At 60.6% G+C, this 21752-nt stretch carries 25 protein-coding genes; 17 read left to right on the top strand and 8 right to left on the bottom strand.

Going from position 1 to position 21752, the window contains the following annotated elements:
- Positions 1–108 precede the first annotated feature (108 nt).
- The 4 genes from OIM99_RS10400 to OIM99_RS10385 are packed head-to-tail and all read left to right on the top strand — an operon-like array spanning position 109 to position 3405.
- Positions 109–543: a nuclear transport factor 2 family protein gene (locus tag OIM99_RS10400; protein ID WP_409371494.1), complete on the top strand. Its 435-nt coding sequence runs from the start codon at positions 109–111 to the stop codon at positions 541–543.
- Positions 507–1463, top strand: coding sequence for a polysaccharide deacetylase family protein (locus OIM99_RS10395; protein ID WP_409371493.1), 957 nt, complete (start codon positions 507–509; stop codon positions 1461–1463). Before OIM99_RS10400 ends, OIM99_RS10395 begins: the two co-directional genes overlap by 37 nt.
- A complete protein-coding gene (locus OIM99_RS10390) occupies positions 1460–2680 on the top strand; it encodes an amidase (RefSeq protein ID WP_311850266.1) in 1221 nt (406 codons plus the stop codon). Before OIM99_RS10395 ends, OIM99_RS10390 begins: the two co-directional genes overlap by 4 nt.
- Positions 2677–3405 carry a GntR family transcriptional regulator gene (locus tag OIM99_RS10385; RefSeq protein ID WP_311850265.1) on the top strand — a complete coding sequence of 243 codons (729 nt, stop codon included), beginning with the start codon at positions 2677–2679 and terminating at the stop codon, positions 3403–3405. Before OIM99_RS10390 ends, OIM99_RS10385 begins: the two co-directional genes overlap by 4 nt.
- 8 nt (positions 3406–3413) lie before the next feature.
- Here OIM99_RS10385 and OIM99_RS10380 read toward each other — a convergent pair whose 3' ends face one another.
- Both OIM99_RS10380 and OIM99_RS10375 read right to left on the bottom strand, forming a co-directional pair.
- Positions 3414–4181, bottom strand: a complete 768-nt coding sequence (locus OIM99_RS10380; RefSeq protein WP_311850264.1) for a sulfite exporter TauE/SafE family protein — start codon at positions 4179–4181, stop codon at positions 3414–3416.
- A gap of 31 nt (positions 4182–4212) precedes the next feature.
- Positions 4213–5145, bottom strand: a complete 933-nt coding sequence (locus OIM99_RS10375; RefSeq protein WP_311850263.1) for a fumarylacetoacetate hydrolase family protein — start codon at positions 5143–5145, stop codon at positions 4213–4215.
- 171 nt (positions 5146–5316) lie between these two features.
- Here OIM99_RS10375 and OIM99_RS10370 point away from each other — a divergent pair, with 171 nt between their 5' ends.
- Positions 5317–6027, top strand: a complete 711-nt coding sequence (locus OIM99_RS10370; protein ID WP_311850262.1) for a phenylalanine--tRNA ligase beta subunit-related protein — start codon at positions 5317–5319, stop codon at positions 6025–6027.
- 2 nt (positions 6028–6029) lie between these two features.
- On the opposite strand, the gene OIM99_RS10365 is transcribed toward OIM99_RS10370, so the two are convergent.
- A complete protein-coding gene (locus OIM99_RS10365; RefSeq protein WP_311850261.1) occupies positions 6030–6590 on the bottom strand; it encodes a hypothetical protein in 561 nt (186 codons plus the stop codon).
- Positions 6591–6765: 175 nt separating this feature from the next.
- On the opposite strand from OIM99_RS10365, the gene OIM99_RS10360 reads away from it, so the two are divergent.
- Positions 6766–7479, top strand: coding sequence for a substrate-binding domain-containing protein (locus OIM99_RS10360; protein WP_311850260.1), 714 nt, complete (start codon positions 6766–6768; stop codon positions 7477–7479).
- A gap of 55 nt (positions 7480–7534) precedes the next feature.
- On the opposite strand, the gene soxX is transcribed toward OIM99_RS10360, so the two are convergent.
- Both soxX and soxA read right to left on the bottom strand, forming a co-directional pair.
- The gene (gene soxX, locus OIM99_RS10355) at positions 7535–8164 is read right to left on the bottom strand and encodes a sulfur oxidation c-type cytochrome SoxX (protein WP_311850259.1); all 630 of its coding nucleotides are present in this window, start codon (positions 8162–8164) and stop codon (positions 7535–7537) included.
- Between the two features lie 14 nt (positions 8165–8178).
- Entirely contained in the window at positions 8179–8943 is a 765-nt protein-coding gene (gene soxA, locus OIM99_RS10350; RefSeq protein ID WP_311850388.1) for a sulfur oxidation c-type cytochrome SoxA, read from the bottom strand.
- A 271-nt stretch (positions 8944–9214) separates the two neighbouring features.
- Here soxA and soxY point away from each other — a divergent pair, with 271 nt between their 5' ends.
- From soxY to OIM99_RS10305, 9 genes are all read left to right on the top strand, one after another.
- Complete coding sequence (soxY, locus tag OIM99_RS10345) at positions 9215–9679, top strand: thiosulfate oxidation carrier protein SoxY (protein WP_311850258.1); 465 nt, start codon at positions 9215–9217, stop codon at positions 9677–9679.
- 22 nt (positions 9680–9701) lie between these two features.
- Positions 9702–10028, top strand: a complete 327-nt coding sequence (gene soxZ / locus OIM99_RS10340; protein WP_311850257.1) for a thiosulfate oxidation carrier complex protein SoxZ — start codon at positions 9702–9704, stop codon at positions 10026–10028.
- An 87-nt stretch (positions 10029–10115) separates the two neighbouring features.
- Positions 10116–11813, top strand: coding sequence for a thiosulfohydrolase SoxB (gene soxB / locus OIM99_RS10335; protein ID WP_311850256.1), 1698 nt, complete (start codon positions 10116–10118; stop codon positions 11811–11813).
- 43 nt (positions 11814–11856) lie between these two features.
- Complete coding sequence (gene soxC / locus OIM99_RS10330) at positions 11857–13131, top strand: sulfite dehydrogenase (RefSeq protein ID WP_311850255.1); 1275 nt, start codon at positions 11857–11859, stop codon at positions 13129–13131.
- Complete coding sequence (locus OIM99_RS10325; RefSeq protein ID WP_311850254.1) at positions 13115–13792, top strand: cytochrome c; 678 nt, start codon at positions 13115–13117, stop codon at positions 13790–13792. Before soxC ends, OIM99_RS10325 begins: the two co-directional genes overlap by 17 nt.
- Before the next feature lie 29 nt (positions 13793–13821).
- Positions 13822–14112, top strand: coding sequence for a c-type cytochrome (locus OIM99_RS10320; protein WP_311850253.1), 291 nt, complete (start codon positions 13822–13824; stop codon positions 14110–14112).
- Positions 14113–14132: 20 nt separating this feature from the next.
- Positions 14133–15404 (top strand): NAD(P)/FAD-dependent oxidoreductase, encoded by a 1272-nt coding sequence (locus OIM99_RS10315; protein WP_311850252.1) that lies wholly within the window; start codon positions 14133–14135, stop codon positions 15402–15404.
- Positions 15405–15542: 138 nt separating this feature from the next.
- Positions 15543–15935, top strand: a complete 393-nt coding sequence (locus tag OIM99_RS10310; protein WP_409371492.1) for a c-type cytochrome — start codon at positions 15543–15545, stop codon at positions 15933–15935.
- Positions 15936–15989: 54 nt separating this feature from the next.
- A complete protein-coding gene (locus tag OIM99_RS10305; RefSeq protein WP_311850251.1) occupies positions 15990–16271 on the top strand; it encodes a hypothetical protein in 282 nt (93 codons plus the stop codon).
- A gap of 1 nt (position 16272) precedes the next feature.
- Here the strand turns inward: OIM99_RS10305 and gdhA are convergent, their stop codons facing one another.
- Positions 16273–17622, bottom strand: a complete 1350-nt coding sequence (gene gdhA, locus OIM99_RS10300; RefSeq protein WP_311850250.1) for an NADP-specific glutamate dehydrogenase — start codon at positions 17620–17622, stop codon at positions 16273–16275.
- Positions 17623–17832: 210 nt separating this feature from the next.
- Positions 17833–18822, bottom strand: coding sequence for a tripartite tricarboxylate transporter substrate binding protein (locus tag OIM99_RS10295; RefSeq protein ID WP_311850249.1), 990 nt, complete (start codon positions 18820–18822; stop codon positions 17833–17835).
- Positions 18823–19055: 233 nt separating this feature from the next.
- On the opposite strand from OIM99_RS10295, the gene OIM99_RS10290 reads away from it, so the two are divergent.
- Together OIM99_RS10290 and OIM99_RS10285 are read left to right on the top strand one after the other, a co-directional pair.
- Positions 19056–19793, top strand: coding sequence for a helix-turn-helix domain-containing protein (locus tag OIM99_RS10290; protein WP_311850248.1), 738 nt, complete (start codon positions 19056–19058; stop codon positions 19791–19793).
- Positions 19794–19994: 201 nt separating this feature from the next.
- Positions 19995–20903, top strand: coding sequence for a dienelactone hydrolase family protein (locus OIM99_RS10285; protein WP_311850247.1), 909 nt, complete (start codon positions 19995–19997; stop codon positions 20901–20903).
- 180 nt (positions 20904–21083) lie between these two features.
- Here OIM99_RS10285 and OIM99_RS10280 read toward each other — a convergent pair whose 3' ends face one another.
- Positions 21084–21533, bottom strand: coding sequence for a hypothetical protein (locus tag OIM99_RS10280; protein WP_311850246.1), 450 nt, complete (start codon positions 21531–21533; stop codon positions 21084–21086).
- Positions 21534–21752: the final 219 nt, after the last annotated feature.

Raw genomic sequence — 21752 nt, 5'->3', positions numbered from 1 at the left:
ATTTTAAAAGCAACAATCTTGAAAAATATTGTCTACAATTGTGGCACGCAGCTTGCTGGTGCCTCTTGAAGGCGTCGCACGAAGCACAAGAGGACCGGAGATGCGAAAATGACCGCTCAATCGCCGCGAGAGAGCCACCAGGACACGCTATCAGCCGCTGAAATCGTTGACGAATACCTCCGGATGCTAATGATTCCGGACCCTGTCACAGCCCGCCGCTACACGTCGTCGGATTTACGGATTCGCTTCACCGGCGGCCGTCAAATGAGCGATCCGGCGGAATGCGCGGCCTTTAATGCACAAAGATACGCCTGGGTGAAGAAGCGGATTGAAAAGACCGAGACTGTCGATAATGGACAATCGGATGAGCAGATTGTCTACAGTTTAGGCACATTGTACGGCGCGTGGCCGGATGGGCGGCTCTTCGAAGGCAATCGCTACGTCGATCGCTATGTGCTCCGCGACGGCCTCATCGTTGAAATGGACGTCTGGAACGACAGCGCCGAATGGCTGCTGACGCAGAACCTGGAAAAGACGGCCTGACCATGCCCCGTTTCGACAGTTTGCGGACCCATGAACGCTTTGACTATCGGCCGATCACCGATCGGCAGGCCTATCGCTGGCCGAATGGCGCAGGCTTGGCCGTCTATATCGGCTTCAATATCGAGCACTTTGCTTTCGGCGAAGGCCTGGGCGCCAATATCGGCCCGTCATCGCCACACCCCGACGTCCTCAATTTCGCCTGGCGTGAATATGGCAATCGGGTTGGCGCCTGGCGCTGTCTCGAAGTGTTCGACGATCTGTCGCTTCCCAGCGCTGCCCTTATCAACACCGCGCTCTATCAGCATTGCCCCGAACTGGTCGCGGCTTGCGTCGCCCGGGGCGATGAGATCGTCGGCCATGGCCACACCAATGCCGAACGGCAATCCGATTATAGCGAAGCCAACGAACGGGCTTTGCTGATCCATTGCCATCAGGAGATCACGCGCCACAGCGGCGTCGCACCCACGGGCTGGTTGTCGCCATGGATTTCCGAAAGCCATGTCACCCCGGATCTGCTCGCCGAAACAGGCTATCGCTACACACTCAATTGGTGCCACGACGATCAGCCCGTATTGATGCGCACGCGCGATGGCAAAGGTCTGTGGTCGATCCCCTACCCGCAGGAACTCAACGATATTCCAATGGTAGTCGGACGCTTGATGACAGGCGATGCCTTCGCCCGAATGATCGTCGACAATTTTGATGAAATGCTGGAACAGGCGCGGCGACAACCGCTCGTCATGGGGATTGCCCTCCATCCCTATATCGTCGGGCAGCCGCACCGCTTGCGGCACCTGCGCCGCGCGCTCCAGCATATCGCGCAGGCGCGCGATGCCGGCGACATCTGGATGACCACACCCGGCGCCATTTGCGCCGAGGTCTCGAACATGACCCACGAAAGCCTTGGAATAGACCTATGACCGATAAGACCGAAATGCCCGCCGATGCCGTTGCCGGATGGATGCCCGACGGACAATTCAATCTGGCCGGCGCTCCGACCGGCCCGCTGGCGGGATTGCGTTTCGCGGTGAAGGACCTCTTCGACGTCGCCGGCCATCCAACGAGCGCCGGAAATCCCACCTGGCTTGCAACCCATGCGGTGCCGACGACCAGCAGCCCCTTGGTCACGGCGCTGCTGGCGGCTGGCGCCACGTGCGCCGGCAAAACCATCACCGACGAACTGGCCTACAGCCTGCACGGCGACAACATTCACTACGGCACGCCCCTCAACGCCAACGCGCCCGATCGCGTGACGGGTGGCTCGTCGAGCGGCTCGGCCGCCGTGGTGGCGGCGAAACTGGTCGACTTCGCCCTTGGCACGGACACGGGCGGATCGACCCGCGTACCAGCGAGCTATTGCGGGCTCTTCGGCCTGCGCCCCACCCATGGTTTGCTCTCGGCCGACGGCCTGGTACCGCTGCACCCAAGCTACGATACGCCGACCTTCTTCGCTCACGATCAAACAACCTTTTTGAAAGTCGCCGAAACGCTGTTGCCGGAAAGCGATTTCCACGCTTCGCGTGTGCTGATCGCCGCTGATGCCCGCGCTTTAGCCGACGATATTTTCACGCGACCAATCAATGCGGTGGTCGCCACGCTGGAGACGATGCTGAAAACGGCGGCACAGCCCGTACCGGTCGCGAGCGAGCAAACGCTCGCCGCATGGCGCGGCATCTACATGACGTCAGGCGCTTATGAAGGGTGGCAGATTCATGGCGACTGGATCAATGGCCACAACCCGACATTCGCGCCCGCCATCGCCGGCCGCTGGCAGGCCGCCAGCAAGGTGACAGCGGAAGCGGCGGCAGAGGCCCGCCGGCAGGCAGCCGAGATTCGCGCCAAGGTGCGGAGCCTGCTCGGCCAGGACAATCTTCTGGTCCTTCCCTCGGCCGCGAGCTTCGCGCCCCTGCGCAACGCCGATCCTGCCGCCGTGGATGCCATTCGCCTGCGCACCATGGCCATCACCTGTATCGGCGGCCTCTCCGGCCTGCCGCAGATCAGCATACCCTTCCGTTCTTCCGAAGGCATACCGCTCGGTGTATCCATTATGGGGCCGGCCGGATCGGACCTCGCGCTCGTTCGCATGGCGAAGGAAATTTTCGAATGCCAATTGATGACCGCGGGGCAGCTTTCATGACATCCGCAGCGGAGGACACCAAGCCGTTCACCCTGGGGCCTGGAATACGGCGGGCCATGCCGGCGGATGAAACGCCGATCTATAAAGCCATTTTCGACAGCGTCATGAACCAGCGCCTGACGCCGGGAACGAAACTGCCGGAAAACGAACTCTGCGAAGCTTTCGGCGCCAGCCGGTCGCTCGTGCGCCGCGTCCTGCAGAAATTGGCCCATGATCACATCGTCGAACTGCGCCCCAATCGCGGTGCTATCGTCGCAACACCTTCGCCGGAAGAAACCCGGCAGATTTTCGAAGCACGCCGCGCGCTTGAAGCCGCGCTGGTGAAGCTCGCCGCGCGCAATGCCACGGCCGACGACTATGCAAGACTGCGCCAACAGCTTCACGACGAACATGAGGCGATGCACCGCTTCGACCAACCCTCTTGGGCCCGTCTCGCTAGTGCCTTCCATCTGAAAGTAGCGGCCTTAGCCAAGAATCCGATCCTGGAGACCTATCTCCAGGAAATCGTCTCGCGCTGTTCCCTCATCGTGGCGGTGTATCAGCCGTGGGGCAACGCCTCCTGCGAACATGACGAGCACGCCAGCATCGCCAACTGCATGGAATCAGGCGAAGTCGGCCGCGCCATCGAACTGATGGAACAGCATCTGCTTGAACTCGAGAGCCACATTTCCTTCAACCGCGACAACGACAAACTAAGCCTGAAGGACAAACTGGGGCTTAAATAGTAACGAGCTTATCCAAGCCAACCCGACTGTCGAATGGCGTCATAAAGCAGTTTCAGTGCCAGCACCGTCAGGCCGACCTGCAAGATCAGGCGAAAGCGCTGTTCGCTGGTGTGGTTGAGCGCCACTTCGCCCAGCCAATTGCCGGCGGCGCCCGTGACGATCATCGCCGCCATCAAGGGAATATAGGCGGTGATGGCGAAGCCGATCATGGCGAAAGCGGCCATTTTCAGAATATGCACGAAGCTCATCAAGGCGCCGAGCGTGGCCGCGTGATTGCGCCGGTCCGGCGCCGCGCTGGCGACGAAGGGCGCCACCAAAGTGCCGGTGGCGCTGACGAACACGCCAACGAAGGTGGCAACGAAACCAACGGCGGCGAAACGGCTGCTCTGCGCGCCCATGCGCCCGAGCTTCGGCAGCCAGGTGACGATCAGAATGAAGATGCCGAGAATACCCATGGTGGCCGAGGTCGGCATGGAGACGAAGGCTTTCGCGCCGAGCCCAGCGCCAATAGCCGCGCCGACGATGAAAGGCAGCAACGTCGCCCGCATCACCCAGCGCCACATGATCATCGTTCGCGTGACGCCGGCGCCCAATTGCACCACCGTGTGAACAGGCACCAGCGCCGCCGGTGGCATCACCATCGCCATCAATGCCAGCAGGATCAAACCGCCCGCCGTGCCCGTGAAAACGCCGATGAAAGCGGTGGCGAAAGACGCAAAACTCAAGCCAAAAAACAATAAAGCGCCCGTATCCGGCACGCCGAGAAAATCAGCCATACGATCAAACCCCCGAGACCAACCTTTATGATCAAGCTTTGGCGTGTTTGCCGGAAAGCTGCGGCGCCATCGGATCGAGCCCGTTGTTCTGCCGCTGCAAGCGGGTTTCGCGCGGCCAGGTGCGCTTCAAATCGTCCTTCACGACGATGGCGAGCCGGCCAAGCCCCTCGACCTCCATTTCCACTTGATCGTTGTCCTGGAAGGCATGCAGGCCGCGATGATTGGTGCCGAGCGCCAGAATGTCGCCGGGCTCCAACGTATGGATCGAGCTGACGAATTCGATACAGCGCGGAATCTTATGGGCCATGTCATTGGTGTTGTAGTCCTGCTTCAACACGCCGTTGTTCCACAGTTTGACCTGTAGGTTCTGCGGATCGGCGATTTCATCGGCGGTGACGATCCACGGCCCGATCGGCGCGAACGTGTCGCGAGATTTCATCTGATAGAAGGACTGGTTGGCCGCCTGCACGCCACGCGCCGAACCGTCGATGAAATTCACATAGCCAAAGATGTAGGACATGGCTTCCGAAGCTGGGACATTCGTCGCGCGTTTGCCGATGACCAAAGCGATCTCCGCCTCGCCTTCGAAAACGGTTGCCGGAATGTCCGGCAACACCATGGTTTCGCCTGGCCCGATGATCGCGAAAGGCGATTTATGAAAAGCGTTGATCGCCGCCGGCTCCGCCCGCGTGCCGTCCTCCATATAGTTGACGGCCATGCAATCGATATTGATGGGGCGCGGCAACGGTGGCAGCAACGTCACCGACGACAGCGGGAACCCGACATCCTGGGTCAGTGCCTTTTCGAACTGCGGCCGAAACGCATCGAAGTGGGCGATCACCTGATTGATCAGATCATGCGGGCCCGATGTGATGAGCCCCGTCACATAGGCACCGACATCCACGACCGTATCGGTCCCTTTGAGGACACCCAGACGCCAATCGTTGAAGAACAGAATTTTCATGGTGTTTCCCGCATGAGATCAGGCCAGCAAATGGCGGCGCCTGGCCTTGCGGCCAGCCCCGTGTCGGCAATGAGGGTGAACTGCCATTGTGGCAGCGGTTGCGTTTCCTCCACGCTTGCTTTCCGGCCATATTGAGCTTAGCGGTTCGCCCCGTCAACGCCCGCCAGAACCATGCTCCGTCTTTCAATCACCGATCTTCTGTCGACCTTTCCCGATTTTCGCACCGCTGTTCTGCTGATCGAAACCGACGGCATCGCGACGCAGCGCACGCCCGGTCTCGCCGCTTATATCGCCGAGGCGGAAGCGACGTGCCGCACGCGCTGGGCTGGTATGGAGCTTTCGGCCATTCCCGGCATCGCTGCGTGGCGGCGCGCCTATAAGGGCTTCGGTATCAAGAGCACGAGCTATCGCTCATCCGTCGAGCGGTTGGTGAAGCGTGTTCTCGCCGGCGACAGTGTGCCTGCGATCAACGGCTTCGTCGATCTCTACAATGCGGTGTCTTTGGCGCATGTGCTATGCCTGGGCGCCGACGATCTCGATCGAATCACGCCCGACCTCGCCTTCCGCTTCGCCCGCGACGACGACACATTCATCGACATGGCGCCGGGGGAGGGCCTGCCGGCCGAACAACCACCGAAGCCGGGCGAAGTGGTCTATGCTTCGGGCTCCACCGTTTTATGCCGGCGCTGGAACTGGCGCCAGGATGCACGTTCGATCGTCACGCCGCAGACACGACGCATCGTGCTCACTTTGCAATCGCATGGCGAGGGATCGGTGGAAGCGGCAGCGCAAGCGTTGATGACCCTCGCGCAAACCGAACTTGACATGACAAGCCGTCTCGCGATCGCCGATCGCGAGACGCCCTTGATCGAACTGGCGTGAGCCTACCAGTTGAGATATTTGCGGGGACGATGATGGCCACCGCCAATCGGCTGCCATCCATCATAACCGGGCTGCACCATCACCTGGCGCGACTGCGTCGCATAGGTCGCCGGAATGGACTCGTAATAGGTCCGTGCCGGACGCACCTGCACCGGACGCGTCACCGTCGCATATTCCGCCGGCTGCGTTTCATACGTCACACCGCCCGGCTGCACGACCACCTGACGATATTGCGTGGCGTAGGTCGCCGGTTGCATCACCCAGCAACCGACCTCGCGGCCATAAGCATCGCGCGTCACCGACCAGACCTTGCGGGCCGGCTGCACCATCACCTGTTCGGCGACGGTCTGCGTCACGGGCGGAACCTGGCGCGCATAAGTGCGCGGCGCACGGGTCATGACCTGCTCGGTCACTTCGCCATATTCGGCCGGAATTTCACGGGCGACGGCGCGCGGCGGTGAAACCATCACTTGCTCTTGCACCGTGTCGTAAACCGGCGGCGTGGTGACGCGCTGATAGCACTGGCCACCGGCACAGCCACCCGCCCAAGCTGAGCTGGCCATTGTGGCAGCCGCCACGAACACCGGAAGCGGGAAAAAATACGTCTTCATATGTGCGCCCTCTCAGGCCTCGAATGTCCCACAAGATCAATACCGCCTTGCTAAACAACGCCGATCGGCTGATTACGCAACGTTATTCCTTTGTTAACCTAAACAGCCGGGACGGGAGAGAAGCAGCATGGCGGATGAAATCCTCATCGGGACGCAAGCCCCACAGGCGATCCGCATTCTCAGCGCCAGCGCCGTGCGGCAGGCGATGACCGCTGCGGCGCAAGCTTTCCATGATCGCACCGGAGCGACCCTCCACCTGCAATTTGGTACCTCGGGCGCGGTCGAGCAGCGGATCGGCGCCGGTGAGACCTTCGATGTGGTCGCCGCCTCGCTCGCCGCCCTGCAAGGCTTGCACGACGCCCGCCATCTCGGCGCCCCCGCCGCCATTGGCGCCTCCCGCATCGCGCTAGGGATCAAGGATGGAGCGCCCGCCCCTGATATCTCGACCCTGGAAAAATTTCGCGCCGTCATGCTCGCAGCCAAGAACATCGCCCGCGGCGATCCCGCCGGCGGCGGCACCGCCGGCAACCATCTGCATCGCGCCCTGGAGCGCGTCGGCCTGTTCGAACCGACACGAGACAAAACGCTGCTGAAGGTCGGCGGCTACAATGTGATGAAGGAAGTGGCCGAAGACCGCGCCGATTTCGGCCTCACCCAATCGACCGAAATCGTCGCCGTCGACGGCGTGCACATCGCGGCCTGGCTGCCGGAAGAGCTGCAAATGACCACCACTTACGCGGTGGCCCCTTCTGGTAAAGCCGGCGCCTTCTTTACAACGCTGATCGATGGAAGCTCCGACGACATCTTTCGCCGCGCCGGCTTCTTTCCGGTCGCCCAATAAAAATCCGGCCCGGAGAACCGGGCCGGATGATCCATGATCAGGCGAAGCGTGAGAGCTATTTGTTGACCGGGGATTCTGGATCGAACAGATAGGCCACCGCATCCTTCATCTGTTGTTCGCTCAAGAATTTGTGCAGGCCGAAGCGCGGCATCTGCGAACAGGGAAAGACCGCCTGCGCATCGTAGATCTTGGCATAGGCATTGCGCGCCTCGGCCGGATCGAATTTGCGATCCTTGCCGTAGTTCTGCAGGCTCGGCCCCAAAGTGCCGTAGCTCAATTCCGTCGGCGCCATCTGATGGCAGGCATAGCAATTGCCCCCACGCGGCGTGTTCGGACCGTCGGTGAACTGACCGCCAGTGCCAGTATTGGCGACACGCTCGCCAGCCTTCCAATCGCCGATCACCTTGCCATCAGCCGGGAAGACGACGCTGGCTTTTTCCCGCTCCATGATCTTGGTGAAATCGGCTTGCGAAGGATTGTTGCGTGTCTCGGTGCAGATGCGCTGCGTTTCGTCCTGAACCGGCACGGTCTTCCAGGGATCGGGCGCCTTAGCCCACATGGATTCGACATATTTGTCGACAACGGCGGGGTCGATCTTGGTCGGGGCCGCCTGCTGCGCATGAGCGGCACCGGACAGGACGACCAGACTTGCGGCCAAACTGGAAGCAATGAACAGGGCTTTCATGACTGTCACTCCGTTCAGCGCTTGATCGAGGGAACGGTGATTTCGCCACCGGCGGCCATTTTCACCATATAGGCCGTCAAAGCGGTGATACCGTCGGAAGCATATTCGGGCGCCGGCATGCGCATCTGCCGATAGCAGTCCCACAACCGGTGCTGCATGGTGCGCAATTGGCTCTGCGACACGCGATAGGTCGGCCAGCCGCCCATCGTATCCTGCGCATCCTTACCGGCCTTCGAGAAGTTCGGCAGGGCTTGCAGACGAATGCGCTTGCCATCGTCGCCATGGCAGGTGGCGCAGGAGAAATCCATCACACCGGCACGGCGGAAGAACAAGGCTTCACCCGCCGCCAGCATTTCCTTTTCCTTCGGATGGCTCTCCTGCGGCTGGTATTTCATGCCCGACGATTTGTTGGCGATGAAGGCCACGAGATCCTGCATGTCCGACGTATAATCGGGACCGCCGAAACGGCGGCGGCGCACGTCGGCCGTGTCGAGATCCTGGATCTTTTCCATGCACCACAGCAGGCGCTGTTCGATATCCATCACCCGATCCGCGTCCTGAAAATAACGCGGCAGCTTGGCATAGGCGCCATCGAGCTTACCGGGTCCCTCGCCAAGATCGCAGGTCTCGAGCGTAACGTCCTTCTTGCCACGCTTGGCGGCCCAGAGCACTTCACCACGATCGACGGCCAGAAAGCCTGGATTCGACATCGGATCGCTGATCATCGCGCGATAACGCTCGATTTCTTTCTCCGCATCATCTTGCTGCGCCTGCGCCATCGCCAGGCCCGAACTCAATGCGAGCACCCCGAACGCGGCTGCAAATAGTCCTCTGAAACGGACGTTTCTCATGCTCCCCCCAATCTCAAATAGAACGTCTTCGCAGGCAGATTCCCTGTTCCATAGCAGCGCATCGGCCATCTAAAAATTACATTTTTTTAGAGTACATTGGGAATTTGCATTGCTCAAAAATCGCGGGAATAAGTTTGCACAACCAGATAAGGTGATCGCCAAGGGATATGCCCCTGGTCGAAAGAACGAGGAGTGAGGAATGGCGACCGCATTCGCTGCGCCATCGCGGCGGGATTTGTTGCAAACGGGATCGATCGCGGCCCTTGCCGCCATCCTGGCCCCATCGATGGCGTTGGCCGACGTCAAGGCCGTCGAAGCCGAAATCAAAAAGCTATACGGCGACAAGACTCTGCAATCGGGCAAGATCAAGCTCGATGTGCCGCAGATCGCCGAGAACGGTCTGGTCGTGCCAATCACCGTCGAGGTGGAAAGCCCGATGACCGATGCCGACTACGTCAAGACCGTACACGTCTTCGCCGACGGCAATCCGCTCCCCAACGTGTTGACCTATCGGTTCACGCCCGAGTGCGGCAAGGCCAATGCCTCCGCGCGCATGCGCCTGGCCCAGACCCAGAACATCGTCTGCGTCGCCGAAATGTCGAATGGTTCGCTCTACTCCGTCAAATCGGAGATCAAAGTGACCATCGGCGGCTGCGGCGGCTAGACATCCGGGAAGGAAAGCACATATGGCAAACCCCACACCGCGCGTTCGCGTCCCGGCCCAAGCCAAGGCAGGCGAACTGATCGAGATCAAGACCCTCATCTCGCATGAGATGGAAAGCGGCCAGCGCCGCGATTCCAAGGGCGAGATCATCCCGCGCAAGATCATCAACAAGTTCACGGCCACGTTCAACGGCAAGCTTGTCTTCGAAGCAGACTGGAACCCGGCGATTTCAGCCAATCCGTACCAGTCGTTCTTCTACAAGGCCAAGGAGAGCGGCGAGTTCGTCTTCGCCTGGAAGGATGACGACGGCTCGACCTATGAGGCGAAGAACAAGCTGACGGTCGGCTAAGCCGCCGCTCTGGCATCACGTGCAACGTGGAGTGAATAACGGCGTGCCGCCGAATGCGGGCGGCTGGCCGCAGGGATGGATGATCACATGATTTCGCGGCGGCATTTTCTGCAAGCAAGCGCATCGGCTTCGACCATCGTGGCCGCGTCCGGATTGGGGCCGCTCGGGCGCGTCGCCGCCCAGCAACGCCTGAGCCAGAACGACATTCTGCGCTTCGACCCCTTGGGCACGGTGACAATCCTGCATGTCACCGATATCCATGCGCAGCTCGTGCCGCTCTATTTCCGCGAACCCTCGGTCAATATCGGCGTCGGCGCCGACAAAGGGCTGCCGCCGCATCTCACCGATGCGGCCTTCCGAGACTATTTCAAGATCGCCACCGGCTCGGCTGATCAATATGCCTTGACCAGCGATGATTTCGTAGCACTCGCGCGCAACTACGGCCGCATGGGCGGTGTCGATCGGTTGGCCACGCTCATCAAAGCCATCCGCGCGGAACGCGGTGCCGACAAGGTGCTGCTGCTCGACGGCGGTGACACCTGGCAAGGCAGTTGGACCTCGCTGCAAAGCAAGGGCCAGGACATGGTCGACGTGCAAGGGGCGCTTGGCATCGAGGCCATGGTTTCCCATTGGGAATTCACCTATGGCGCCGAGCGGGTGAAGGAAATCATCGGCAAAGCGCCCTTCGCTTTCCTCGCCCAAAACATCCGCGACAAGGAATGGCAGGAGCCGGTCTTCGACGCCCGCCGCATGTTCGAAAAGGGCGGCGTCAAGATCGCCGTCATCGGTCAAGCCTTTCCGCGCACGCCGATCTCCAATCCCGCCTGGATGATTCCCGATTGGGAATTCGGCCTGCGCGAGGAAGATCTACAAAAGCAGGTGGATGAATCGCGCGCTGAAGGCGTTCAAGTCGTCGTGCTGCTGTCGCACAATGGCTTCGATGTCGACCGCAAGCTGGCGAGCCGCGTCAAAGGCATCGACGTCATTTTGACCGCCCATACCCACGACGCCATGCCGGGCGCCATCACTGTCGACAAGACCGTGCTGATCGCGTCTGGCTCGCATGGCAAATTCCTCTCGCGCCTCGATCTCGACGTGCAGGGCGGCAAGGTCAACGGCTATCGCTTCAAGCTGATGCCGGTCTTCTCCGACGCCATATCAGCCGATGCGGACATGCAGGCCCTGGTGCAGAAACTGCGCGCGCCGCATGAGAAAGATTTGCAGCGTGAACTCGGTCGCACCGAGTCCCTGCTCTACCGGCGCGGCAATTTCAACGGCACCTTCGACGATCTGATCTGCAACGCCATGCTGACGCAGCGCGATGCCGAAATCTCCCTTTCGCCCGGCTTCCGCTGGGGCGGCTCTCTGGTGCCGGGCGATGCCATCACTTTCGAGGCCTTGGCCAATGCCACCGCCATGACCTATCCCGCCTGCTACCGCATGGACATGAGCGGTGCGCAGCTCAAGGCCATTCTCGAAGATGTCGCCGACAACATATTCCACCCCGATCCTTATTTTCAAGGCGGTGGCGACATGGTGCGCATCGGTGGCATGGGCTATACGATCGACGTCTCCCAGCCGATCAACAGCCGCATCTCGGACATGACCTTCCTCAAGACAGGTCAACCGATCGATCCGTCGCGCAATTACAAGGTCGCCGGCTGGGCCAGCGTCAATCAGGCGACGGAAGGCCCGCCTATCTGGGACGTCGTCGAGAAACATTTGAGCGATGTGAAGACCGTGCGGCTTGAGCCCAACACATCGGTGATCGTGCGCGGCGCGTGAGCCAATTCGGCACGCAAGTCCATAGGATCGACGGAGGGAAGCAGTGACCGACAATTCCTCACCCACCGCGGCAAGCCGGCGGTCGTTCCTGAGAACGGCAGCTTTCGCTGGCGCTGGTCTCGCCACCGGCGCGGCGCAAGCGCAGACGCCCAAGCCCGATCCCGCCATTACCGAAGTGCCCGACTGGACGCGTTATCTTGGCCCCGGCGTGCAAAACGCGCCCTATGGCAGCCCATCGAAATTCGAAAAGCACATCATCCGGCAGGACGTCGAATGGCTGACGGCGAGCCGCGAATCCTCCGTCAATTTCACGCCGCTGCATGCGCTTGACGGTGTCATCACGCCCTCGGGCCTGTGTTTTGAGCGGCATCACTCCGGCGTTGCCGAGGTCGATCCGGCCAAACATCGGCTGATGATCCATGGTCTGGTCGACAAGCCTTTGGTCTTCACCATGGAAGACCTGAAGCGTTTTCCCGGCCGCATCAACCACGCTTATTTTCTCGAATGCGCCGCCAATTCCGGCATGGAATGGCGCGGCGCGCAGCTCAACGGCTGCCAGTTCACCCACGGCATGATCCACAATGTCTGGTATCACGGCCTGCCCCTGAAAACCTTGCTCGACGAGGCCGGCGTCAAGCCGAAGGGCAAATGGCTTCTGGCAGAAGGCGCCGATTCCGCCGCCATGACCCGCTCGATCCCGATGGAGAAAGCGCTCAAGGATTGCATGGTCGCCTGGGGCATGAACGGCGAAGCGCTGCGCCCCGAACAAGGCTATCCGCTGCGCCTCGTCGTGCCCGGCTGGGAAGGCAATATGTGGGTGAAATGGCTGCGTCGCCTCGAAGTCGGCGACGAGCCATGGGAACAGCGCGAAGAGACCTCGAAATATACCGATCTCCTCGCCGATGGCCGCGCCCGCCGCTTCACTTGGATCATGGACGCCAAATCCGTCGTCACCTCGCCATCACCGCAAGCGCCGCTCGTCCAGAAAGGTCCGAATGTCATCACCGGCATCGCCTGGTCGGGTCGCGGACGCATGCAGCGCATCGATGTCACCATCGACGGCGGCAAGAACTGGACGACCGCTCGGCTCGATGGGCCCAACATGCCGCTCTCGATGGTGCGTTTCTATCTCGACTTCGACTGGGACGGCCGCGAAATGCTGATCCAGTCCCGCGCCATGGACGAGACCGGCTATGTGCAGCCGACGAAGGAAGAATTGCGCAAGGTGCGCGGCGTCAATTCCATCTACCACAACAATGGCATTCAGACCTGGCTCGTGCGCAGCAACGGAGAGACCGAGAATGTCGAGATTTCGTAACAGTCTCCTCTCTGGACTCATGCTGGGCGCACTGTTGGCTTTCGCCAGCGGGCCGTTGCAAGCAGAGCAAGCCAAAAAGCCGATCGGCCTTGGCCGCATCGCGCTGCCCGAGGAAATCGCCGCCTGGGATATCGACATCCGCCCCGATGGCCAGGGCCTGCCGCCGGGCAAAGGCAGCGTCAAGGAAGGCGAAGAGGTCTTCCTCAATCAATGCGCCGCCTGTCATGGCGAATTCGGCGAAGGCGCCGGCCGCTGGCCGGTTCTGGTCGGCGGACGCGGCACGCTCGACAAAGACAATCCGGACAAGACGATCGGCTCTTACTGGCCATTCGCCTCGACGACGTTCGACTACATCCGCCGCGCCATGCCCTTCGGCAATGCGCAATCGCTGACGCCGGACGAGGTCTATGCGCTGACCGCCTTTCTGCTCAACATGAACGACATCGTCAAAGACGACTTCGTACTTTCACGGGAGAATTTCTCCTCGTTGAAAATGCCGAACGTCGGCGGCTTCTATGATGACGATCGGGAAACCACCGAGAAAGCGTTCTGGAAGAAGAATCCCTGCATGAAGGACTGTAAGCCCGAGGTCTCCGTGCTGAACCGTGCCCGCGTGATCGACGTGACGCCGGACTCCAAAGCCGGTCCCAAGGTCGAATAGCGCAGACCGTGCCGATCCTGCGAAACTTCATGCTTGGCCTGTCGCTCGTTTTCATTGTGCCGCAAGCACAAGCAGCCGGCGATCGAGCTTTGGGGGAATATCTGTCGGCCACATGCGTGAGCTGCCATCGACCGGACGGCCAATCGGCGGAAGGCATTCCCTCGATCACCGGCTGGCCCAGTGATCAGTTCGTCGCCGTGCTGAAAGCCTACCGAGACAAGACACGCGAACATCAAATTATGAATTCGCTCACGTCCGGTCTTTCTGATGCTGACATGGATGCATTAGCTGATTATTTTGGTAGCCTTAGTCGGAAATAAAATCACCGGAGGGTCCAAAAATGAATATCAACCGTAGGCAGGTCATTCGTGGCGGCGTCGGTCTTGGCGCCTTGGCGCTCGCGGCACCGGCCGTGATCGGTCAGGCAAAACCGCGTGCCGTTGTCATCGGCGGCGGTCCGGGCGGTGCCACCGCCGCCAAATATATCGCTAAGGATTCACAAGGAGCGATCGACGTCGTTCTGGTCGAACCGACGCGCGAATTCACCACCTGCTTCCATTCCAATCTCTATCTCGGCGGCTACCGCGACTTCGCCTCGATCACGCACGGCTATGACAAATTGGTGCCCTATGGCGTGCGCCTCAATCACCAGTTCGCCAACACCATTGATCGCGACAAGAAGGAGGTCGTGCTCGCCGATGGCTCGCGCCTGCCCTACGACCGGCTCGTCGTCTCGCCCGGTATCGACTTGAAGTATGACTCCGTTCCCGGCTGGGGCCAGGAGTTTGAAGAGACCATGCCCCATGCCTGGAAGGCCGGTCCGCAAACGCAACTGCTGAAGCGCCGCCTCGATGCGGTGCCGGATGGCGGCCTGATTGTCATGGTGGCGCCACCCAATCCCTATCGCTGCCCGCCCGGCCCCTATGAGCGCGCATCGATGATGCTGCATGTGCTGAAATCGACAGGCCGCTCGAAAGCCAAGATCATCATCGTCGATCCCAAGGAGAACTTCTCCAAACAGGCGCTCTTCCAGGAGGGTTGGGAGAAATATTATCCCGGCATGATCGAATGGATCGGCCCGAAGATTCACGACGGCATCAAGTCGGTCGATCCCAAGACCAACACGGTCGTCACCGGCTTCGAAACCTATAAGGATGCGGCGCTGGTCAATGTCATTCCGGCGCAAACCGCCGGCAAGATCGCCCGCGATGCCGGCCTCGCCAACCAGACCGGCTTCTGCCCGATCAATCCCGAAAACATGAAATCGGCGCAGGATGCCAACATCTTCATTCTCGGCGACGCCTGCATTGCCGGCGACATGCCGAAGTCGGCCTTCTCGGCCAACAGCCAGGCGAAAGTGGCGGCGATGATGGTGCGTGGCGATCTGACGGGCGCGCGCACCTTCCCGGCCCGCTATGCCAACACCTGCTGGAGCCTGATCGAGACCGACGATGCGGTGAAGGTCGGCGGCGCCTATGAACCCAAGGACGGCAAGATCGCTGCCGCCAGCACGTTCATTTCCCAGACGGGCGAGATGGCGGACCTGCGCAAACAGACCCAGGCGGAGAATATGGCCTGGTATTCGGCCTTCGTGGCCGACGTTTTCGCCTGAAAGTAAGCTGTTTGTGAGCGGATGCGACAAAGTGAAATGCCGCTTTTTTGCAAGAATCCTGCTCTAATTAGTCTCATAATAAGAGACCGAGGAAATTGGCGGCGCTCCCCGCGCCGCCTTGTTAACGGAAATCACGACATGAAGCTGAACCTGTTGCCCGTCGCCGCATCGATGCTGTTCGCGCTCGCGCCCGCCGCCGTTCAGGCCCAGGACGCCGCCGCCGGCCAGACCGTCTACAATCAATGCCGCCCCTGCCATCAGGTCGGCGAGAATGCCCGCAACCTGGTCGGCCCCGAGCTGAACGGCCTGTTCGGCCGCAAGGCCGGCTCGGTCGAGGGCTACAGCTATTCGGAAGCCAACAAGAATTCCGGCATCACTTGGGATGAGGCGGTCTTCAAGGAATATATCGCCAATCCGCGCGCCAAGATCCCCGGCACGAAAATGGCCTACGCCGGCTTGAAGAACGAGACGCAGGTCGAAAACCTGATCGCCTATCTCAAGAAGTTCGCCGCCGACGGTAAGCAGCAGTAATCGCCGATGAGGCCCTTCGCGCTCGCTTTGCCTTTGAGCTTTGCGAGCGCGACGGTGACGTCCGCCGGCATGGTCGATACGCCGCGATGCCGGACAGATCTGGCTCAAGCCAATGCGCTGATCCAGGCGGTCGATAACCGCACGTACAAATCGCCACCACGACGGAATGATCAGGCTGCGGTTTGCGCTGTCCTCCGGCAGAACCGCTTGGACATGCGCGCCGCGACCGAGATCATGCAACGCTGCATGACCGGCCGCGACCGCGACGAAAATGTCGGCCAGATGGTCGCCTCGCTTGGCGACATCGAAGAGGTTTTAGCCCGCAACTGCCGCTGACCTAAATCACCCCCAGCGCATCCATCGCTTCGGCGACACGCACGAAGCCGGCGATATTGGCGCCCAGCACATAATCGCCGGGCGCGCCATATTCGTCGGCCGTCTGCGCGCACAGATCATGGATGTTGCGCATGATCGTGGCGAGCTTTGCCTCGGTCTGCTCGAAGCTCCAGCTATCGCGCGAGGCGTTCTGCTGCATCTCCAGCGCCGATGTGGCGACACCGCCCGCATTGGCCGCCTTGCCCGGCGCGAACAACACCCGGGCCTCCTGGAAGATGCGCACCGCTTCCGGCGTCGAGGGCATGTTGGCGCCCTCGCCCACGGCCTTCACGCCGTTCTTCACCAGGGTTTTCGCATCGGCGCCCGTCAGCTCGTTCTGCGTCGCTGACGGCATGGCGATGTCGCATGGCACATCCCAGATCGAACCGCTTTCGACATAGTGAGTGCCTGCGCCTTTCAATCGCGCATATTCGGAAATGCGCGCGCGGCGGACTTCCTTGAGCTCCTTCACCAGATCGAGATCGATGCCCTTCTCGTCGACCACATAGCCGTTGGAATCCGAACAGGCGACGACCTTGCCACCGAACTCGATCACCTTCTCCATCGTATAGACGGCGACATTGCCGGAGCCCGACACGACGGTGCGCTTGCCTTCGAAGGTTGTCTGCTTAGTCGCCAGCATGCGCTCGACGAAATAAGTGGCGCCATAGCCGGTCGCCTCGGTGCGCGCCCGCGAACCGCCGTAGAACAGCGCCTTGCCGGTCAACACGCCGGCTTCGTAGCGGTTGGTCAGACGCTTGTATTGGCCAAACATATAGCCGATCTCTCGGCCGCCGACGCCGATATCACCCGCCGGCACGTCAGTATATTCGCCGATATGGCGATGCAACTCGGTCATGAACGACTGGCAGAAGCGCATGATCTCGCCATCGGAACGGCCGCGCGGATTGAAGTCTGAACCGCCCTTGCCGCCACCGATCGGCATTCCGGTCAATGCATTCTTGAATATCTGCTCAAAGCCGAGAAATTTGATGATGCCGATATTGACCGACGGATGGAAGCGGATGCCGCCCTTATAGGGACCGAGCGCCGAATTGAACTGAACCCGGAACCCGCGGTTGATCTGCACCTGGCCTTTGTCATCGACCCAAGGCACGCGGAAGATGATCTGCCGCTCCGGCTCGCAGAGCCGCTCGATCAAGGCGTTGTTGGCATAATTGGGATGTTTGGCGACGACGCGGCCAAGGCTCTCCAACACTTCCCGGACGGCCTGGTGAAATTCCTGTTCGCCGGCATTACGGCGGAGCACTTCATTCAGAATGGGCTCAAGCTTCTCATCGATAACGACCAATTGGTCACCCCCAGTCTTTGCGGAGGCAGCTCTACGCTGCCTATATTTTGGGCAATCGCATAGCAGCCCGATGACGGCTGCGTCTAGCGCGAAGAGCGGCCAAATAGCCGCATGACGACTCCGCTAAACGCAATTCAGGCGAAACCGCCGCAGGTTTCGCCTGAAAAATTAGAAATTCGCGCGGTCAGATGAGCAATCGGCCTCAGGCCGTCATTCCAAGGTCAAACCGAGCTCCTTGATCACCGGCCACCACACATCGCGCTCGGATTTGAGCAAGGCTTGAAACTCAGCCGGGCCGCCGGACAGTGGATCGAGACCGATTTCGCCCATGCGCGCACGCACCGTATCCTGCTTCAAAGCCGTGGCGAGGGCTTCGCTCAGACGGTTGACCACCGCATCAGGCGTCTTCACCGGTACGACGACGCCCTGCCAAGCATAGGCCTCGAACCCTTTGAGCCCGAGCGCCTCCTGTGCCGTCGGCACATTCGGCAACGTGCTGAGCCGCGTCGCCGAACAGACCGCGAGCGGCCGTATGGTGCCGGCTTGCAACTGGCTGCCACCGGCGGCGACATCGACGATGCCCGCTTCCAGAACGCCTGCCATCATGTCGTTCATCATCGGCGCCATGCCACGATAAGGCACGTGCGTCATCTTCGTGCCGGTCTCGCGCATCAGCCGCTCCATAGCGAGATGGTGCGGCGAACCGAGACCCGGGGAACCATAATCGACCTTGCTCGGTGCGGCCTTTGCCTTGTCGATCAGCTCACGCGCGGTCTGAATGGGTGAATCCTTCTTGACCGACAACACCAGATGGAAGCGCGCGCTCAAACCGACCGGCCGGAAATCATTGACCAGATCGACCGACAATTTCTTATAGAGCGCTGGATTGTAGACGAGGGTCTCGTTGCCGCCGGTGAAAACCGTATAGCCATCCGGCTCGGACCGCGCCGCTTCGCCAGCCGCCAGATTGGTCGCGGCACCGGGGCGATTTTCGATCACGAACTGCTGGCCGATCGCTGGCGCCATCGCCGCGCCGAGCAGGCGCGCCAGCACATCGGTGCCACCGCCAGCCGGATAACCGACCAGCCATTTGATCGGCCGCGTTGGATATTGCTGCGCCCAGACGTTTGAAGCCGGCAACACGCCTGTCGCGGCAAGCCCTGCCAGCGCGGCACGACGCGTGATCCTCATATCCTCCATCTTCCCCTCCTCAAGTCGCGATCATCGACATCCCTGTCGAACCGAGATTGGCGAAGACAAGTCGACGCGGCCAGCGCGACATTCGACTCGGTGACCCAATTCGGCGGCAGTCCCTACCATCTCAATATCGACAAATTATCGATTATCGCACAAATATGTGCTATAAAATCTAAATTCGGGCTATTCCTGAGTCAAGAACCGGTGGTCTTAGCCATTAGAAGTGGGAGCAGGACGTGGCAGCGAAACCAGTCGCCGAGCGGGGAAAGGACGATGCCGGCTCCACAATGTCATCGACCACATTGCAGACGCTCGATCGTGGCCTGCATGCCCTGACCGTGATCGCCCAGCATGACGCGGGCTTGTCCATCGCCGAATTGGCTGAACGTCTCGCCATCCATCGCACCATCGTCTATCGCCTGATCGCGACACTCGAAGGCCACGGCCTGGTGATGCGCGGTGCGAAAGGACAATTGCGTCTTGGCGCCGGTATCGTCGCTCTGTCGTCGCGCTTCGAACCCCAATTGCGCGATGCCGCGCAACCTCTGCTCGAACGATTGGCCGATGAAACCGGCGCTGCCGCGCATGTCTCCGTTCCCCAAGGCGAAGAGTGCGTCGCCATCATGTCGGCCGAACCGAAGAATACACTGTTGCGTGTCGCCTATCGCATCGGCAGCCGCCATCTCCTGACGCGCGGCGCGGCCGGCATCGCCATTCTCTCCGGCCGCCCTGAACGGCGCGCCGATCCAGCAGATGTGCGCGCCGCACGCAGCGATGGTTTCAGCATCACGCGTGGACAGCTGCAGACCGGCGCCGTCGGCGTCGCCTGCCCGCTGCATCTCCACGACGATCCATCGTTCAAGTTCGAAGCAAGCCTTGGTGTCGTCACCCTTGGACAAGCCGACGTAAACGGCCTGACCGCCACGGTCATGGCCCATGCACGCGAACTTCGCACACGGCTGCGCGGTCAATAATCAATCATCGCACGGTTGCATCCGGCAATATGTCCGGTTCCACGGCGACACCTTATGCCGGACGCGCCGCTTCTCGCGCCTTTTTTCCAAGACCACTGCGCAATTGCTGCTACAGTCCCGCCCGTTGGATGAACAGATCCATGATGTGAAAACGGATGAACAGAAGTATTCGCCAACGGATTTGAAAGGAGGGGAACGCCCATGGGAGTAGAATTTCGAGGAACGGCTTCTCGCAAAAGCGCCGCCGATTTCGATCAACGCCTGCTCGATCTCTATGACGATTATTGTCACGGCCGGATCGACCGTCGTCAGTTTTTCGCCGGTGCGGGCAAGTTTGCCGGCAGCGGTATGAGCGCGGCGGCTTTGGTCAGCATGTTGATGCCCAACTACGCCCTGGCTCAGCAAGTGCAGCCCAACGACCCCCGTATCAAGACCACGACGATCACTTATGAATCACCCAAGGGCAATGGGCCGACGAAAGCCCTCCTGGCCAAGCCCGCCGCCGGCGGCAAGCATGGCGCCGTTGTCGTGGTGCATGAAAACCGTGGTCTCAATCCCTATATCGAGGACGTGGCGCGGCGGCTCGCCGTGGCCGGGTTCATTGCTCTGGCGCCCGATGGGCTGAGCTCGCTCGGCGGCTATCCCGGTGACGACGATAAAGGCCGCGAGATGCAGGCCAAACTCGATGCCAGCAAGTTGCTCATGGATTTCGTTGCCGGCTTTGAATGGCTGAAGAAAGATCCTGACATCAACGGCAAGATCGGCGCGATCGGCTTCTGCTTCGGTGGCAGTGTCGTCAATCAAATGGCCGTACTGCTGCCTGATCTCGCCGCTGCCGTTCCTTATTATGGCGTCGCGGCGAAAGCGGAAGACGTGCCGCGCATCAAGGCGCCGCTCCTCATCCAGCATGGCGAACTCGACAAGCGGCTCGTCGAAGGCCTGCCAGCCTATGAAGCGGCGTTGAAGGCCAACCATAAAACCTTCGAGGCCTTCATCTACCCCAACGCCAATCACGGTTTCCACAACGACACGACGCCCCGCTACGACAAGGCTGCTGCGGAACTGTCGTGGGAGCGCACGATCGCGTTTCTGAAGAAAAATCTCGCCTGAACAAAAACGACGGTGCCATAGAGCAAATCACGTTTCGATAGAAACGTGATTTTGCTTAAGTCTCCTGTTTCGACGCGTCTTCTCTGCTTTTGATGATCCCATCAAAAGCAGAAGCGCTATAGGCACCGTCGTTCGCTCCTGCCCCTGCGCTCTGGCTTAGCGCCCCCGTAAGCACTTTAATTATGTGATGATGCGATCACCCTTGAGGGCCGGGCGCGCCAACACCTGCACCCGGTCTTCGAAATTCAAATGCGCATGTTCGTAGGCGAGCGCCTTCTGCGGGGGCTCGGTTGGAACGCCGGCCATTCTCGCCACCGCCGTCGCCCAGGTCGCGGCTTCCCGTTTCCGTAACGCCCAATCGGGAACGCTCAGGCTTTCCTCGACAATGGAATCCGGACTCTTCTCTTTCTTCCGGCCGATCATGCACAGTCCGAGAACCAGCACGGAACAGGCAAACAAAAGCCAGGGCGCCATCGAGCCGCCCCGGCTGGCCATATCCGCCGCCGCGTCCTGAAGCGAAGTCGGTGCCGAGATCGCCACCACCGTCGGCTGCCTGGTCGCCGTTCCAATCAGATAGCCGACGCCCAGCAGCATTTCTGCGATCAGAACGTTCTTGCAACTTATCCCCATTGCTACCGCCCGATGTTTTTCAGTCGCAAGTTCACCGTTCGATCCGCGACTGAACGCGGCCGACGGCCAAGGATCTTGTGATGTCCCTCGCGCAGGTTCACGGCAAAGCCTCCCGGCAGTCGAAACTGCGCGGCCAAGGCTAGAAACCGTTGTTGCAGCCCAAAGGCTTGAACAGCGCTCTATGAGGGAAGATTCCGGACTGAAACCGGCACGACTTGG

This window comes from Methylocella sp. CPCC 101449 (genome assembly GCF_031921685.1).
In the GTDB taxonomy this organism is placed as follows: Bacteria; Pseudomonadota; Alphaproteobacteria; order Rhizobiales; family Beijerinckiaceae; genus Terripilifer.
This window is presented reverse-complemented; position numbering and strand designations above follow the sequence as displayed.

Coding starts and splice junctions, on each gene's coding strand:
- soxY (WP_311850258.1), top strand. CDS start 9,215: ATGGCGACCGCATTCGCTGCGCCATCGCGGCGGGATTTGTTGCAAACG.
- OIM99_RS10385 (WP_311850265.1), top strand. CDS start 2,677: ATGACATCCGCAGCGGAGGACACCAAGCCGTTCACCCTGGGGCCTGGA.
- OIM99_RS10360 (WP_311850260.1), top strand. CDS start 6,766: ATGGCGGATGAAATCCTCATCGGGACGCAAGCCCCACAGGCGATCCGC.
- OIM99_RS10310 (WP_409371492.1), top strand. CDS start 15,543: ATGAAGCTGAACCTGTTGCCCGTCGCCGCATCGATGCTGTTCGCGCTC.
- OIM99_RS10390 (WP_311850266.1), top strand. CDS start 1,460: ATGACCGATAAGACCGAAATGCCCGCCGATGCCGTTGCCGGATGGATG.
- soxA (WP_311850388.1), bottom strand. CDS start 8,943: ATGGCGCAGGCGCAGCAAGATGATGCGGAGAAAGAAATCGAGCGTTAT.
- OIM99_RS10285 (WP_311850247.1), top strand. CDS start 19,995: ATGGGAGTAGAATTTCGAGGAACGGCTTCTCGCAAAAGCGCCGCCGAT.
- OIM99_RS10320 (WP_311850253.1), top strand. CDS start 13,822: ATGCTTGGCCTGTCGCTCGTTTTCATTGTGCCGCAAGCACAAGCAGCC.
- OIM99_RS10280 (WP_311850246.1), bottom strand. CDS start 21,533: ATGGGGATAAGTTGCAAGAACGTTCTGATCGCAGAAATGCTGCTGGGC.
- soxB (WP_311850256.1), top strand. CDS start 10,116: ATGATTTCGCGGCGGCATTTTCTGCAAGCAAGCGCATCGGCTTCGACC.
- OIM99_RS10295 (WP_311850249.1), bottom strand. CDS start 18,822: ATGGAGGATATGAGGATCACGCGTCGTGCCGCGCTGGCAGGGCTTGCC.
- soxZ (WP_311850257.1), top strand. CDS start 9,702: ATGGCAAACCCCACACCGCGCGTTCGCGTCCCGGCCCAAGCCAAGGCA.
- soxX (WP_311850259.1), bottom strand. CDS start 8,164: ATGAAAGCCCTGTTCATTGCTTCCAGTTTGGCCGCAAGTCTGGTCGTC.
- OIM99_RS10375 (WP_311850263.1), bottom strand. CDS start 5,145: ATGAAAATTCTGTTCTTCAACGATTGGCGTCTGGGTGTCCTCAAAGGG.
- OIM99_RS10370 (WP_311850262.1), top strand. CDS start 5,317: ATGCTCCGTCTTTCAATCACCGATCTTCTGTCGACCTTTCCCGATTTT.
- OIM99_RS10365 (WP_311850261.1), bottom strand. CDS start 6,590: ATGGCCAGCTCAGCTTGGGCGGGTGGCTGTGCCGGTGGCCAGTGCTAT.
- OIM99_RS10315 (WP_311850252.1), top strand. CDS start 14,133: ATGAATATCAACCGTAGGCAGGTCATTCGTGGCGGCGTCGGTCTTGGC.
- OIM99_RS10325 (WP_311850254.1), top strand. CDS start 13,115: ATGTCGAGATTTCGTAACAGTCTCCTCTCTGGACTCATGCTGGGCGCA.
- OIM99_RS10395 (WP_409371493.1), top strand. CDS start 507: ATGGCTGCTGACGCAGAACCTGGAAAAGACGGCCTGACCATGCCCCGT.
- OIM99_RS10380 (WP_311850264.1), bottom strand. CDS start 4,181: ATGGCTGATTTTCTCGGCGTGCCGGATACGGGCGCTTTATTGTTTTTT.
- OIM99_RS10400 (WP_409371494.1), top strand. CDS start 109: ATGACCGCTCAATCGCCGCGAGAGAGCCACCAGGACACGCTATCAGCC.